Origin of the sequence: Nonomuraea gerenzanensis (genome assembly GCF_020215645.1) — a bacterium.
GTDB classification, from domain to species: domain Bacteria; phylum Actinomycetota; class Actinomycetes; order Streptosporangiales; family Streptosporangiaceae; genus Nonomuraea; species Nonomuraea gerenzanensis.
This window is the reverse complement of the sequence record NZ_CP084058.1, coordinates 153,799-166,334: the sequence shown is the minus strand read 5'-3', so window position 1 is coordinate 166,334 and position 12,536 is coordinate 153,799. Positions and strand designations below refer to the sequence as shown.

Here is a 12,536-nt window from a genome sequence, read left to right as displayed (position 1 = left end):
GTTGTGTCTTGGTAGCCCAGGCGCAGGCCGCGTCCCCCACGAAGCAGCGGACCTACACCCACCGCGAGATCCTCGAGGTCATGTCCGGGCTGATGCTCGCGATGCTCACGTCGATGATCTCGACTTCCGTGGTGGGCACCGCGCTGCCGACGATCGTGGGGGAGCTAGGCGGTCAGGACCAGTACTCGTGGGTCGCGAGCGCGACCATGCTGACGATGACGGTGTCCACACCGTTGTGGGGCAAGCTGTCCGACCTGTTCGGGCGCAAGCTGCTCTTCCAGACGGCTCTGGGGCTGTTCGTCGCGGCGTCGCTCGTGGCGGGCCTGTCGCAGGACATGGGGCAGCTCATCGCGGCGCGTGCCGTACAGGGCCTGGGCGTGGGTGGTCTGTCAGCGCTGTCCCAGGTGATCCTGGGGGACATCGTCTCGCCCCGCGAGCGTGGCCGCTACTCCGGATACATGGGAGCCGTCTTCGGCATCTCCACGGTCGCGGGCCCGCTGCTGGGCGGCTTCATCGTGGACGCCGACTGGCTCGGCTGGCGCTGGTGCTTCTACGTGGTGGTGCCGTTCGCGCTGGTGTCCTTCATCGTCATCCAGAAGGTGCTCAAGCTGCCGAAGGTCAAGCGCAGCACCTCGATCGACATCTGGGGCGCCACGACGATCACGGCCAGCGCGAGCGCGCTGATGCTGCTGCTGACGCTGGGCGGCAACGAGTTCGAGTGGAACTCGGGCTGGACCTACTTCCTGGGCGCGATCGCCCTGCTCTCGCTGGCCCTGGCGGTGCTGTCGGAGCGGACCGCGCGCAACCCGATCCTGCCGCCGCGCCTGTTCCGCAACCCCACGTTCGTGCTGACCAGCCTCGCCTCGCTGTTCGTCGGCATGGCGATGTTCGGCGCGATGATCTACCTGCCGCAGTACCTCCAGATCGTCAAGGGGCTCAGCCCGACCAACTCGGGCCTGATGACGCTGCCCATGGTGGTGGCGCTGTTCCTGGCCGGCGTGATCTCCGGGAAGATCGTCACCCAGACGGGCAAGTGGAAGATCTTCCCGGTGGCGGGCCTGCTCATCGTGGCCGTCGGCCTGTTCCTGCTGTCCCGGCTGCACGTGGACTCCAGCGAGTGGCTCATCGGCTTCGACGTGGCGGTGCTGGGCGTCGGGCTCGGCCTGTCCATGCAGATGCTGATCCTGGCCGCGCAGAACGGCTCCGAACTGCGCGACATGGCCGCGACCACGTCGGGCGTGTCGTTCTTCAGGTCGCTGGGCGGCGCGGTCGGCGTGGCCGCGTTCGGCGCCATCCTGACGAGCCGGCTCAAGGACGAGATCGCCGAGATGGTGAAGGCCGCGGGCATCAAGATGTCCGGCGGCGGCGACATCAAGCTCGGCAGCCCCGACGCCATCCAGATGCTGCCCACGCCGATCAAGAACATCGTGCTGGAGGCGTTCACCCGGGGCCTGGAGACGGTGTTCCTCGTGGGCGTGCCCATCGCGCTGCTCGGCTTCCTGGCCACGCTCTTCCTCAAGGAGCTGCCGCTGCGCGGGTCCAGCGTCCCCGCGGCCCCCGAGCCCAAGCCGCTCAGCAAGGACGACCTGGTGCTGGCCGGCCTGCTGCTGGAGCTCATCGCCCAGCGCATCGAGCGCGTGAACGGCGAACGCTCCGCGCTCCTGACCGCCGTCGCCAAGATGGCGCCGCCTGACGACCGCTCAGAGCGTGAGCGGGCGAGATCGGTCGTGCAGAACGTGCTGCGGCCCACCTCGCGCGCTCTGATCGCGCAGGCCACGCCCCCACAGAAAGACCTCGTAACAGGAGGAATCTCCCAATGATTCGCAAGTTCGTGGGCGCTGTCGCGGCAGCCCTGGCCGTGCTGGCCGGGCTGTGGCTGATGATCGCGCCCTTCGCCCTCGGCACCCAGCCCGAGGACGCCGACTGGACGAACGCCACCCAGTCCGAGTTCTTCGCCGGCCTCGGGGTGGCCGTCGTGGGGCTCGCCGGCGCGATCGCCTTCGTGCTGGCCATCCGCGAGGAGCTGATCGTGCGCGGCCTGGTCGTGCCGAAGCAGCGCCCCGAGCCCGAGCCGGAGCCCGTGCCGGTGGCCGCCGCGCAGCAGGCCTCGTCCGCCGAGCTGGCCACCCTGCTCGCGCCGCTGGTCGAGGCGCTGCGCGAGGACCTGCACCCCACCTCGCGCACCGGCGAGCACCGTCAGAACGGCAAGACTTCCCTGGTCGGAGTGGAGGAGAACCGATGAAGGCGAGACTGGGCGTAGCCGCCCTGATCGTGCTGTTCCTGGCCGGCCTCTGGCTGGTCGCGGCCCCGTTCGCGATCGGCTACCAGCCGCGCGGCGCGCAGTACGCGGACGCGACGGTCAACGACCTGTGGGTCGGCGGCGGGCTCGCCGCCCTCTCGTTCGTGGCCCTCGTGGTCTACGCGGCCGACGCCCTGCGCGACCTGGCCAGCCGCGGCAAGCACGCGGACTCCTGACGCGAGTCATGCCATGTTCGGCAGTGGCGCTGACCCCCAGTGGGAGCCCGTGGCAGGCCGGCTCCCCGCAGGGCGGTTCGAGATCGGCAAGGACGGCGCCGGCCTGCTCGTCGTGGGCTTCGACGGATCGGGCCCGAGCCGCAACGCGCTCGCGTACGCGGCCGGGCTCGCCCGGCGGGACGGCGCGGCGCTGCTCGTCGCGTTCGTGGAGTCGCTGACCACCGCCTCGCTCTGGTTCTTCGCCGGGTCGCCGATCATCCCCGACTCGGGCGCGGACCTGGCCGAGGACCTGCGCGACGAGCTGCGCGGCGCCGGGGTGCCGTGGCAGTTCGTCAGCCTGCGCGGCGACCCCGCCAGGGCGCTGGAGGCGCTCGCGGGCACCTACATGGCCGACGGCATCGTGGTGGGCCGCTCCCGCTCCCCGTGGCGCGGGTCGGTCGCGGCCCACCTGGCGAAACGGGCCCACCGTACGGTGCTGGTCGTGCCCTGACCCGGCGCGGCCCCGTGGCGCGGCACGCGCAGGACGGCGCCGATAGCCCGCTGACCTGGCCAGACGTCGCATATGGTGGCCAGATGAGACGTGCTGCAGCCTTGGCGCTCGTGGTGCTCGGGACCGTCGCGTGCGGCGCGGGACAACAGGCCACCGCGCCCCCGCCCGCGACCACTCCCGCTCCCGCAACGTCCGATCCCGGTCAGGCAACGCCGGAGTCGCCCACACCGGCCCCCACTTCCACCGGGCCGCCCGCGTTCAGCTCGAAGGTCTCGCGGGTCTCCCGCGAGCAGCTCCCCTACTCCTGGCGCCCTGGCTGCCCGGTCCACTACCGGGACCTGCGGCTGGTGACGCTGACGTTCTGGGGCTTCGACGACAAGCCGCACACCGGCGAGCTGGTCGTGCGCAAGACGGTCACCGACGACATCGAGACGGTCTTCGAGAAGCTGTACGACTGGCGCTGGCCGATCAAGCAGATGAAGCTGGTCGACGCCTTCAAGGCCGATGACTTCGACTCCATCGACGCCAACAACACCTCGGCCTTCAACTGCCGCCAGGCCACCGGGTCGGGCAACTGGTCGAATCACGCGTACGGGGAAGCAATAGACATCAATCCCCAGCAGAACCCATATGTCACCGCAAGTGGCAGCACCGCACACCAAAATGCCAAGAAGTTCACCGAACGCCCAATGAAGGGTAAAGGTGTGATTAATCCTGGTGACAAGGTCGTCAAGGCCTTCGCCGCCGTGGGCTGGGAGTGGGGCGGCTACTGGTCGGGGACCAAGGACTACCAGCATTTCTCCAAGGGTGGAGGCTGAGAGAATTGCCCCATGGCGGCTAAGGACGGCGATGGGTGGACCGCGTGCGCCCAGGGTCACCGGCACTGGGGGGTCCACGGCGCCTCAGGGCTCCTGGTGGTCCATCACGACGACGCCGGGGTGCCGTACGTGCTGATGCAGAAGCGGTCCTGGTGGAGCCACCACGGCGGCACCTGGGGGCTGCCCGGCGGCGCCCGTGACAGCCACGAGGACGCGGTCGCCAGCGCGCTGCGCGAGGCCCACGAGGAGGCGGCGCTGGCCGGCGACGGCCTGCGGGTGCAGGGCGTCTACCTCGACGACCACGGCGGGTGGGCGTTCGAGACGGTGATCGCCGAGTCGGCCGAGCTGCTGGCCGCGGCGCCCGCCAACCGCGAGAGCACCGAGCTGCGCTGGCTGGCGCTGCCCGAGGTCACCACGCGCAAGCTGCACCCCGGCTTCGCGGCGACCTGGAGCGAAATCCAGAGCGCGATCAGGCCGGAGACGGTCGTGCTGGACGTGGCCAACATCGTCGGCGCGCGGGCCGAGCGCGGCTGGTGGAACGACCGGCTCGGGGCCGCCACCCGGCTGCTGCGGGAGGTCTCCGGGCTGCGGCTGGCGCATCCCGTGCTGGCGCAGTGGTATCCGCGGATGGTGGCGGTCGTGGAGGGCGCCGCCAGAAGCGCGCCGGCCGTGGAGGGGGTGCAGGTGGTCGCGGCCACCGGCAGCGGCGACGACGCGATCGTGGACGTCGTGCGCCGGGCCAAGCCCTGGGAGCGGATGCTCGTCGTCACCGCCGACCGGGCGCTGAAGGAGCGGGTGGCCAGGCTGGGCGCCGAGACCGTGGGCCCCAAGTGGCTGCTGGCCCAGCTCGGCGGGTAGCGGTGCTCACAGCTCGGCGGGGACCACGCGGTCGAAGGCGGCCTTGAGCCCCGTCACGTCGAGCACCCGCTGCAGCACGCCGTGGACGCCGACGAGGCCCAGGGAGCCGGCGTGCGCAGAGACCCTGCGCTGGTGCTCCACCAGCACCCATAAGCCGCTGGAGTCACAGAAGTCCAGCTTTCCTGCGTCGATCACGATCTCCACGCGGCCCTCGGTGAACAGCTGCACCAGAGCGTCCTTCAGCAGTGGCGCCGTGAGCTTGTCGAGGTCGCCGGTGAGGCGCACACGCGCGTCGCAGCCGCCGCGCTGCACCTCGACGTTGAGATCCGCCACCTCCTGAACGTACACCCCTGTCATCACAGCCGCTATCGTGGTTTCCGCACAGGAGGGTTCGCATAGTGGACGAGTGCAGCCGCCTTGAAAGCGGCCAGGTCAGCGATGGCCTCGTGGGTTCGAATCCCACACCCTCCGCCAGATTTCCTGGGGCTCCCGACATGCCCTGAGCCGCCCGAGTCAAGCCAGAACTGTGTGGCGACATCGCTAGTGTCACGCACAGTAGTCATGTCGCTACCTTCCGTGTCGAAGGGTTGTGGATCTCAACCCCCCGTACCGGAGGTACCGCATGCGACGCATCACCCGTAAGCTCGCCGTTCCGCTGGCCGCCGCGCTCGCCGTCCTGAGCGCGGCCGCCCCCGCCACGGCCGTGCAGGCCGCGCCGGCGGCCTACTTCGTGATGACGGACATCACCCGCGAGGAGTTCGTCGTCCAGCTCACCGACCCCGCCAAGATCCGGCACGCCCGTGACCTGGTCAACGGCGAGACGCTGGACCGGCCGCACGTCGTCGGCAGGATCCTGAAGCGGCCGGCGCCGTACAACCCCCGCTGGAGCTACCACTACAACTCCGACACCGTGGACTTCTTCGACGCGGCCATCGAGGTGTGCGACGCCACGATCCCGTACGTCGAGGACCATCTGGACGAGGCGGGCGGCGCGTTCCTGCCCGGGCTCGTCTTCTGCCCGTGGACCTCCCGGCTGGTCAGGGAGCTGCCCGCGCCGTGACCCCCGGCCGTGCCGCGCGCCGCCGGTGACCGGCACCGGCAGCGCGCGGCGGCCGTCATTCCATGACGCCCGCGAAGCCGTCGCCCACGCAGGCGGCGAGCTGCAGGTACGCGTCCCTCGTGGGCTCCTGGAGCCGGTCGAGGTCGATCTCCGCGCCCTCCTCAAGGTGCGGGTCGTACGGCACCCGGATCACCGCGCGGCACCTGGCGGCGAAGTGGGCCTCCAGCTTCTTGATGTCCACTGCGGACTTCGAGCGGGGCCTGACGCTGCACAGCACCACGGTCGCGTTCTTGACCAGGTCGGCGTAGTGGTGCGCCTCCAGCCAGTCGAGTGTCGCGGAGGCGGCCCTGGCGCCGTCCACGGACGGGGAGCTGACCAGCACGATCTGGTCGGCCAGCCCGAGCACGCCGCCCATGGCGGAGTGCAGCAGGCCCGTGCCGCAGTCGGTGATGCAGATGGAGTAGAAGTTCTCCAGCACCTGCGAGACGGCCTGGTAGTCGGCGCCGCTGAACGCCTCCGAGACCGACGGGTCCCGGTCGGAGGCCAGCACCTCCAGCCGCGACGGCGCCTGCGAGGTGAACGCCCTGATGTCGACGTACCGCTTGACCTGGTCACGCTCGTTGAGCAGGTCGCGCACAGTGGCCGAGGTCTCCAGGACGAGCTTGTCGGACAGCGTGCCCCTGTCGGGGTTGGCGTCCACGGCGATGACGCGGTCGCCGCGCATCTGGGCCAGGGTGGCGCCGAGGCCGACCGTCGTCGTGGTCTTGCCCACCCCGCCCTTCAGGCTCAGCACGGCCACACGGTGGTGGCCGGCCGTGACCGGGGTGCGAGCCCTGGTGACCAGCTCGCGGCGGCGGCGCACCTCCGGTGACTCGCCGGGCTTGATCCAGCCGCCGGACGCCTTGTAGATCAGGCGGCGCCAGCCCTTGGAGGGGGCGTTCCGCCTGCCGCGCAGCAGGGACTCCGGGTCGAGACTCTCTGCGGTCGGGCGGCCGGTGACCGGGGGCCTGGCGGGGGCGGTGAAGACCGGGGTCGGGGCCGGGCGGCGGCGCGGTGCGGGCGGGATGTCGCGCTCGGCGGGGCGCCATTCGGGCTGCTCGGTCCACTGCGGGCGGTCGTCGCCGTGGTCGGCCCACTGGGGGCGGTCCTCCGGCTGGTCGGCCCAGCCGGTGCGGTCCGGGGAGCGCTCGGTCCAGTGGGACCGGTCCTGCTGCTCGGACCAGGTGAGGCGGTGATCCTGGCCGGCTCGGGCGTCCGGGTCGTTCCACTGGGGGCGGTCGCTTCTGGGCAGGGTCTCCGACGACTCTGCCCAGGGGGGTGAGTCGGCGCGTTGTGCGTCGGCGCGTTGTGCGTCGGCGCGGCCCGCATCCGTGTGGGGTGGCTCGGCGCGGTGCGCATCGCCATGGGCGGCATCCGCACGGCCCTCGTCCGCACGGCCCTCCGTGTGGCCCTCGTCCGTGTGGCCCGCATCCGTGTGGCCCGCATCCGTGTGGCCCGCATCCGTGTGGCCCGCATCCGTGTGGCCCGCATCCGTGAAGCTCGCCTCTGGACGGCGCGCATCGACGCGGCGCGTATCGCCGTAGGTCGCCTCGCCGTGGGGTCCGTCGGTGCGCGACGCATCGCCACGTGGCAGATCGGCGGACGGGAGGTCCACGCGCGGCAGCGTCTGCGGCGGCGCGGCTTCCTCCTCGGCCTGGCCCGTCTGCGTCTCCCAGAAGGGGCGCTCGTTGCCCGGCTGGGTGTCGGCCCAGGCGACCTTCTCCTCCACCGGCCCGTCGCCCCGCGCGGGCTCCTCCTCCGTACGGGCAGCCCTGTCGGCGGGAGCGGCAGTCTCCTCCACGGGACCGGAGCCGGAGCCGGACTCGTCGGCGGCAGGCCGGGGCCAGTCGGGCGGCGTCACCCAGGCCGTCTCCTCGCCGGCGGGCGGCCACGCGGTCTCCTCAGGCCGGGAGGTGACCTGCTCGGGCGGCGTGAACGACAGCGACGGATAGGCATCGGTGTCGTCCGGCCGCGGCAGGGGCTTCAGCGGCGCGTGGAAGGGGTCGTCGGCGGGCGCGGGCGGCTCCTCCTTGACGGCGGCCCTGCCGAGCCACTCTCCGGCCTCGCTCTCCCGCTCGGGCACCTCCTCGGCCGCCTCGGCGCCGTACACGGAGTCGACGGCCGCGCGGAACAGCGGCGGCGTCGGGGTGTCGTGGTGCTGGGGCACCAGCGCCCACGGGTCCTTGGGGTACGGCGAGGCGATCGGCTCGTCGGCGGCAGCGGCCGAGGCGCTGACAGAGACGGGGGCCTCCTCCGTCTCCTTGATCGCATCCAGCCAGGCCAGCTGTTCCTCGAGAGATTCCTCTCGATCGTGTCTTGCCACCGTGTTCCCCCTCGGGTGGGTCTAAAGGGGCAGCAAATACCTTGCAGATTAACGCCCTGGGTAACCGCGCAGCCCGGCAACCCACAACTTCTTTGCCCGGCTACCGTGGTTCACATGCGAGCCATTGAGATCGCCAGGCCGGGCGGACCAGAGGTGCTGGAGTGGCGCGAGGTGCCGGAGCCGCCGGTGGAGCGCGGTGACGTGCTCATCGACGTGACCGCCTCGGCGGTGAACCGCGCCGACGTCCTGCAACGGCAGGGATTCTACGACCCGCCTCCGGGCTCCCCGCCGTACCCGGGGCTGGAGGTCTCCGGTGTGGTGGCGGAGGTCGGCGCGGACGTGGAGCAGTTCAAGCCGGGGGACGAGGTGTGCGCGCTGCTCGGGGGCGGGGGTTACGCCGAGCGCGTAGCGGTGCCCTGGCAGCAGGTCATGCCCGTGCCCGAGGGGGTGTCGCTGCGTGAGGCCGCCGGGCTGCCCGAGGTGGCGTGCACCGTCTGGTCGAACGTGTTCATGGTCGGCCGGCTGCGCAGGGGCGAGACGCTGCTGGTGCACGGCGGGGCCAGCGGCATCGGCACGTTCGCGGTGCAGCTGGCCAAGGCGCTCGGCTCGCACGTCGTCACCACCGTCGGTTCGGCGGCCAAGGGCGAGCGGGTCAGGGAGCTGGGCGCCGACGAGGTCATCAACTACCGCGAGGAGGACTTCGCCGACAAGGTGCGCGCCGACGTCATCCTCGACATCATGGGCGCGAAGTACCTGGCCGGGAACGTCCGGGCGCTGCGCGCCGGCGGCCGGCTGGTGATCATCGGGCTGCAGGGCGGCCGCAAGGGCGAGATCGACCTCGGCGCCATGCTCGCCAAGCGCCTGTCGGTGCACGCCACGACGCTGCGTGCCCGTCCTGTCGACGAGAAGGGCGTCATCGTCCGCAGCGTCGTCGACAACGTCTGGCCCCTGGTCGGAGCGGGTGCCGTGCGTCCCGTCGTGTACGCGGAGGTCCCCATGTCCGAGGCGGCGGAAGCTCACCGAATGTTGGATTCGGGAGAGCACGTCGGCAAGATCCTGCTAGTACGGTGAGTGTTATGAATGCTGAGGACAACAACACCCCCCACATCGTGGTGGTGGGCCCCGACTTCCAAGGTCAGGGCGATAGCGGCGAAGAGGATCGCTCGGTCACCAACCTGGTCGAGCAGCCCGCCAAGGTGATGCGCATCGGCAGCATGATCCGCCAGCTGCTCGAGGAGGTTCGCGCGGCTCCTCTCGACGAGGCCAGCCGCAAGCGGCTGAAGGAGATCCACGAGTCCTCCATCAAGGAGCTCGAGGACGGGTTGGCACCGGAGCTGGTCGACGAGCTGGAGCGGCTGTCGCTGCCGTTCACCGACGACAACGGCACGCCGCCGAGCGAGGCGGAGCTGCGCATCGCGCACGCCCAGCTCGTGGGTTGGCTCGAAGGGTTGTTCCACGGCATCCAGACCACGCTGTTCGCCCAGCAGATGGCCGCTCGCGCCCAGCTGGAGCAGATGCGCAGGGCGCTGCCCGGCGTGCCCGGCGTGCCCGGCGACGAGGGCCAGCGGCCGCACGGAGGTTCAGGGCCGTACCTGTAACCGAGGGCCGGCGCCCGCACGGAAGTTCAGGGCCGTACCTGTAGCCGAGGGCCGGCGCCCGCGCCACGGCGGAGCCGCCGGCTACCGGTAGAGCTCCTCGATCACCCGGGCCACCCCGTCCTCGTCGTTGGTCGCGGTCACGTGATCGACCGCTGCCAGCACGTCGGGGTGCGCGTTGGCGACCGCGTACGACGTACCTGCCCAGCTCAGCATGGGCAGGTCGTTCGGCATGTCGCCGAAGGCGACCGTCTGGGTGTCCTTGATCCCGTGCTCCGCCGCGAACGCCGCGAGGGCGCTCGCCTTCGTCACGCCCTGGGCGCTCATCTCGATCAGGCCCCTCCGGCTGGAGTGCGTGGCGGTCACCAGGTGCCCCACCAGCTCCTCCACGACGGCCTGCAGCTCGTCCGCGCCCATGGCCGGGTGCAGGGCCAGCAGCTTGGCGCACGGCTGGGCGGTCACCGAGTCGAGCAGCACCCTGCCCTGGTGGCGGTCCAAGCCGCCCAGCAGGAAATCGGACTCATGCGCAAAACCGGCTTCATACTCGACCGAAAATACGAGTTCGGACACGTTCGCTCTTAGCTGAGCGACGACTTCCTCGAGTACCTCCACGGCGATGAGGTGAGATTCCACTATCCGTTCGGTATGGAGATCGTAGATCAGCGCCCCGTTCGCACAGATGGCCAGGCCACGGTGGCGCACGGCGGCGGCCACCCCGCCCATCCACCGGGGCGGACGCCCCGTCACGAAGGCCAGCACGGCCCCTGATTCCTCGACCTTGCCGAAGGCGGCGACCGTTCGGGGAGACACGGTTCCGTCGGTCCGCAAGGCGGTTCCGTCGAGGTCGGTGGCCACTAGACGCGGCGCGGGAAGACTCTGCATAACAGGTTCCAGTTTGCCCGGTGATGCCGCCCGACAGAAATCTTCCTGAGGACGGGAACACCAACGCTCCAGAATGGTGTTAGATGTGATGGCGTTGTATTAGCTGATCCCGTAGTGAAAACCAGCATGACTTTGTCTGAGCCACCCCGGGTGCTTGCTGTACGACACACCGGGACCCACGAGGTGTGGGTCCCATAGATTCACATCCTGAGGGAGAGCTTTTATGGCTCAGGGAACCGTCAAGTGGTTCAACGCCGAGAAGGGCTTCGGCTTCATCGCCCCGGACGGCGGTGCGCCGGACGTGTTCGTTCACTTCTCCGAGATCGTCGGCAACGGCTACCGCAGCCTTGAAGACGGCCAGCGGGTCGAGTTCGAGATCACGCAGGGACAGAAGGGGCCGCAGGCCTCTCAGGTCCGTGCCCTCTAACGAACCTGTAGCAGCGAGATAGACCGGGGTTCGCTTCCAGCGGGCTCCGGTCTTTTGCTGTCCCGGGCCGTCCCTAACGGCGGTCCGGGACAGCCGAAACGTGACAAAGATCACGGACCTGATGTCGGATCGGTCACGGCTGTGACTCGACTCACACACCCCTTGAACCGCCGGCCACGCTGATCCATCAACTTGGGTATGAGGTACGCGTGGTTGTGTCACCCCGTGACCGTTGCCGGGGTGCTCGTGCTGCTGGTCAACGACCACCTGCTCAAGCAGGCCTGGCCCGGTCTCCTCACGGGCAAGCTCAGCGACGTCGCCGGCCTGGTCGTGGCGCCCGCGCTGCTGGCGCTGCTGTTCTGGCGGCGGGCCGACCTGGTGGCGACCGTGCTCACCGGGGCGCTCTACACGCTCGTGAAATCGACGGAGACGGGCGCGGAGGTCGCCTCCCATGCTTGGACCCTCGTCGCGGGCCCGTCGCGCGTCCTGGCGGATCCCACGGACCTTCTGGCCCTGCCTGCCCTCGCTCTGGCGTGGTGGGTGCGCCGGCGCACCCTGCGCCGCCCCGCCTCGGCCCGCTGGCGGATCGTCGTCACGATGCCCCTGGCCGTGCTCGCCGTCACCGCCACCGGGGCCGTGCATCCGCCGCCGTCGGCCCACGCCGTCGAGCAGGACGGGGACCGGATCCACGTGCACACGACCCTCGCGGGCACGCTGACGTCCGAGGACGGCGGCCGTACCTGGAGTCCGGGCCACCGCCCCGTGATCGAGCACGCGCAGAGCGCCCAGTGCGTGCCCGGGCAGGCCACCCGGTGCTACCAGGTGCTCAAGGACCGGCTGGGCGTGGAGCAGTCGGACGACGGCGGCGACACGTGGCGTACCTCGTGGGCGCCCTCCGCCGCCGAGCTGGAGCGCCTGACCAGGCAGTACGACGACCCGTCCGGGCTGCGTTCGCGGTCGCTGGCCGTGCAGGCGTACCAGGGCGGGCACGTCGTCGTCGTGGCGAACGGCCTGGACGGCATCGCGGTCCGCGACACGTCGGGCACGTGGCGGCGGGTCGGCTGGCCCGGCGCCGAGCCGCACGAGCTGAACCTGGACCCCGAGCGGAACGTGGCGATCTTCCTGGCCGCCTGCATGTTGTTCGCCGGCGTCGGGGCCGGGCTGCGCCAGTTCGCCCTCGCCTACACGGGCTCCGCGCTCGCCTCCTGCCTGGGCCTGCTGCTCCTGGTCAGCCTCGACTCCCTCCCGGACTCGTACTACGCCCTGGGAGTGCCCATCCCTCTCCTCGGCCTGCTCGTGGGCCTGTCGGGAGCCGTGGGCTGCGTCGTGCTGGCCTTCGCGGGCCGGGCGCGGCCGGTCCCTGCCGTCCTCGGGGCGATGGCCTCGATGCTCATGTACGGGGCCGTCCACCTGCCGTTCACGTGGTGGGCACGCGGGGTGGTGGACACCTACGACGGGGCGGTCAGGCTCGCCGTGCTGATGGGCGTCGTCGTCGTGGTGGTGGCGAGTGTCACCATCAGGATCGACGCCCGCAGGGCGAGCTCCGACCACCTCACCGGGGCGTGAGGC

General features: G+C 70.7%; 14 protein-coding genes and 1 tRNA gene. 12 read left to right on the top strand and 3 right to left on the bottom strand.

Annotated elements, in window-relative coordinates; all coding sequences use genetic code 11:
* The first annotated feature begins 8 nt into the window (after positions 1-8).
* From LCN96_RS00900 to LCN96_RS00875, 6 genes are all read left to right on the top strand, one after another.
* Positions 9-1,820: an MDR family MFS transporter gene (locus tag LCN96_RS00900; RefSeq protein ID WP_225270684.1), complete on the top strand. Its 1,812-nt coding sequence runs from the start codon at positions 9-11 to the stop codon at positions 1,818-1,820.
* Positions 1,817-2,242 carry a hypothetical protein gene (locus tag LCN96_RS00895; RefSeq protein WP_225270683.1) on the top strand — a complete coding sequence of 142 codons (426 nt, stop codon included), beginning with the start codon at positions 1,817-1,819 and terminating at the stop codon, positions 2,240-2,242. Before LCN96_RS00900 ends, LCN96_RS00895 begins: the two co-directional genes overlap by 4 nt.
* On the top strand, positions 2,239-2,475 hold the full coding sequence (locus LCN96_RS00890) for a hypothetical protein (protein WP_225270682.1): 237 nt from the start codon (positions 2,239-2,241) through the stop codon (positions 2,473-2,475). The genes LCN96_RS00895 and LCN96_RS00890 overlap by 4 nt, the downstream gene beginning before the upstream one ends.
* A gap of 49 nt (positions 2,476-2,524) precedes the next feature.
* Positions 2,525-2,965, top strand: coding sequence for a universal stress protein (locus tag LCN96_RS00885; RefSeq protein ID WP_225270681.1), 441 nt, complete (start codon positions 2,525-2,527; stop codon positions 2,963-2,965).
* An 83-nt stretch (positions 2,966-3,048) separates the two neighbouring features.
* On the top strand, positions 3,049-3,783 hold the full coding sequence (locus LCN96_RS00880; RefSeq protein WP_225270680.1) for a M15 family metallopeptidase: 735 nt from the start codon (positions 3,049-3,051) through the stop codon (positions 3,781-3,783).
* A 12-nt stretch (positions 3,784-3,795) separates the two neighbouring features.
* Complete coding sequence (locus LCN96_RS00875; protein ID WP_225270679.1) at positions 3,796-4,641, top strand: NUDIX hydrolase; 846 nt, start codon at positions 3,796-3,798, stop codon at positions 4,639-4,641.
* 6 nt (positions 4,642-4,647) lie between these two features.
* On the opposite strand, the gene LCN96_RS00870 is transcribed toward LCN96_RS00875, so the two are convergent.
* Positions 4,648-4,998, bottom strand: a complete 351-nt coding sequence (locus LCN96_RS00870; RefSeq protein ID WP_225275891.1) for an STAS domain-containing protein — start codon at positions 4,996-4,998, stop codon at positions 4,648-4,650.
* A gap of 27 nt (positions 4,999-5,025) precedes the next feature.
* Here LCN96_RS00870 and LCN96_RS00865 point away from each other — a divergent pair.
* A tRNA-Ser gene (locus LCN96_RS00865) sits at positions 5,026-5,115 on the top strand.
* Positions 5,116-5,263: 148 nt separating this feature from the next.
* Entirely contained in the window at positions 5,264-5,701 is a 438-nt protein-coding gene (locus LCN96_RS00860; protein ID WP_225270678.1) for a BP74-related protein, read from the top strand.
* Positions 5,702-5,756: 55 nt separating this feature from the next.
* Here the strand turns inward: LCN96_RS00860 and LCN96_RS00855 are convergent, their stop codons facing one another.
* On the bottom strand, positions 5,757-8,063 hold the full coding sequence (locus LCN96_RS00855) for a MinD/ParA family ATP-binding protein (protein WP_225270677.1): 2,307 nt from the start codon (positions 8,061-8,063) through the stop codon (positions 5,757-5,759).
* Positions 8,064-8,177: 114 nt separating this feature from the next.
* Between LCN96_RS00855 and LCN96_RS00850 the strand changes: the two genes are divergently transcribed.
* The gene (locus tag LCN96_RS00850) at positions 8,178-9,134 is read left to right on the top strand and encodes an NAD(P)H-quinone oxidoreductase (protein ID WP_225270676.1); all 957 of its coding nucleotides are present in this window, start codon (positions 8,178-8,180) and stop codon (positions 9,132-9,134) included.
* Positions 9,135-9,139: 5 nt separating this feature from the next.
* Complete coding sequence (locus LCN96_RS00845; protein ID WP_225270675.1) at positions 9,140-9,661, top strand: bacterial proteasome activator family protein; 522 nt, start codon at positions 9,140-9,142, stop codon at positions 9,659-9,661.
* Between the two features lie 81 nt (positions 9,662-9,742).
* On the opposite strand, the gene LCN96_RS00840 is transcribed toward LCN96_RS00845, so the two are convergent.
* Positions 9,743-10,513 (bottom strand): HAD family hydrolase, encoded by a 771-nt coding sequence (locus LCN96_RS00840; protein WP_318528343.1) that lies wholly within the window; start codon positions 10,511-10,513, stop codon positions 9,743-9,745.
* A 250-nt stretch (positions 10,514-10,763) separates the two neighbouring features.
* Between LCN96_RS00840 and LCN96_RS00835 the strand changes: the two genes are divergently transcribed.
* On the top strand, positions 10,764-10,967 hold the full coding sequence (locus LCN96_RS00835) for a cold-shock protein (protein ID WP_080043977.1): 204 nt from the start codon (positions 10,764-10,766) through the stop codon (positions 10,965-10,967).
* Between the two features lie 225 nt (positions 10,968-11,192).
* Positions 11,193-12,533 (top strand): hypothetical protein, encoded by a 1,341-nt coding sequence (locus tag LCN96_RS00830; RefSeq protein ID WP_225270673.1) that lies wholly within the window; start codon positions 11,193-11,195, stop codon positions 12,531-12,533.
* Positions 12,534-12,536 lie beyond the last annotated feature (3 nt).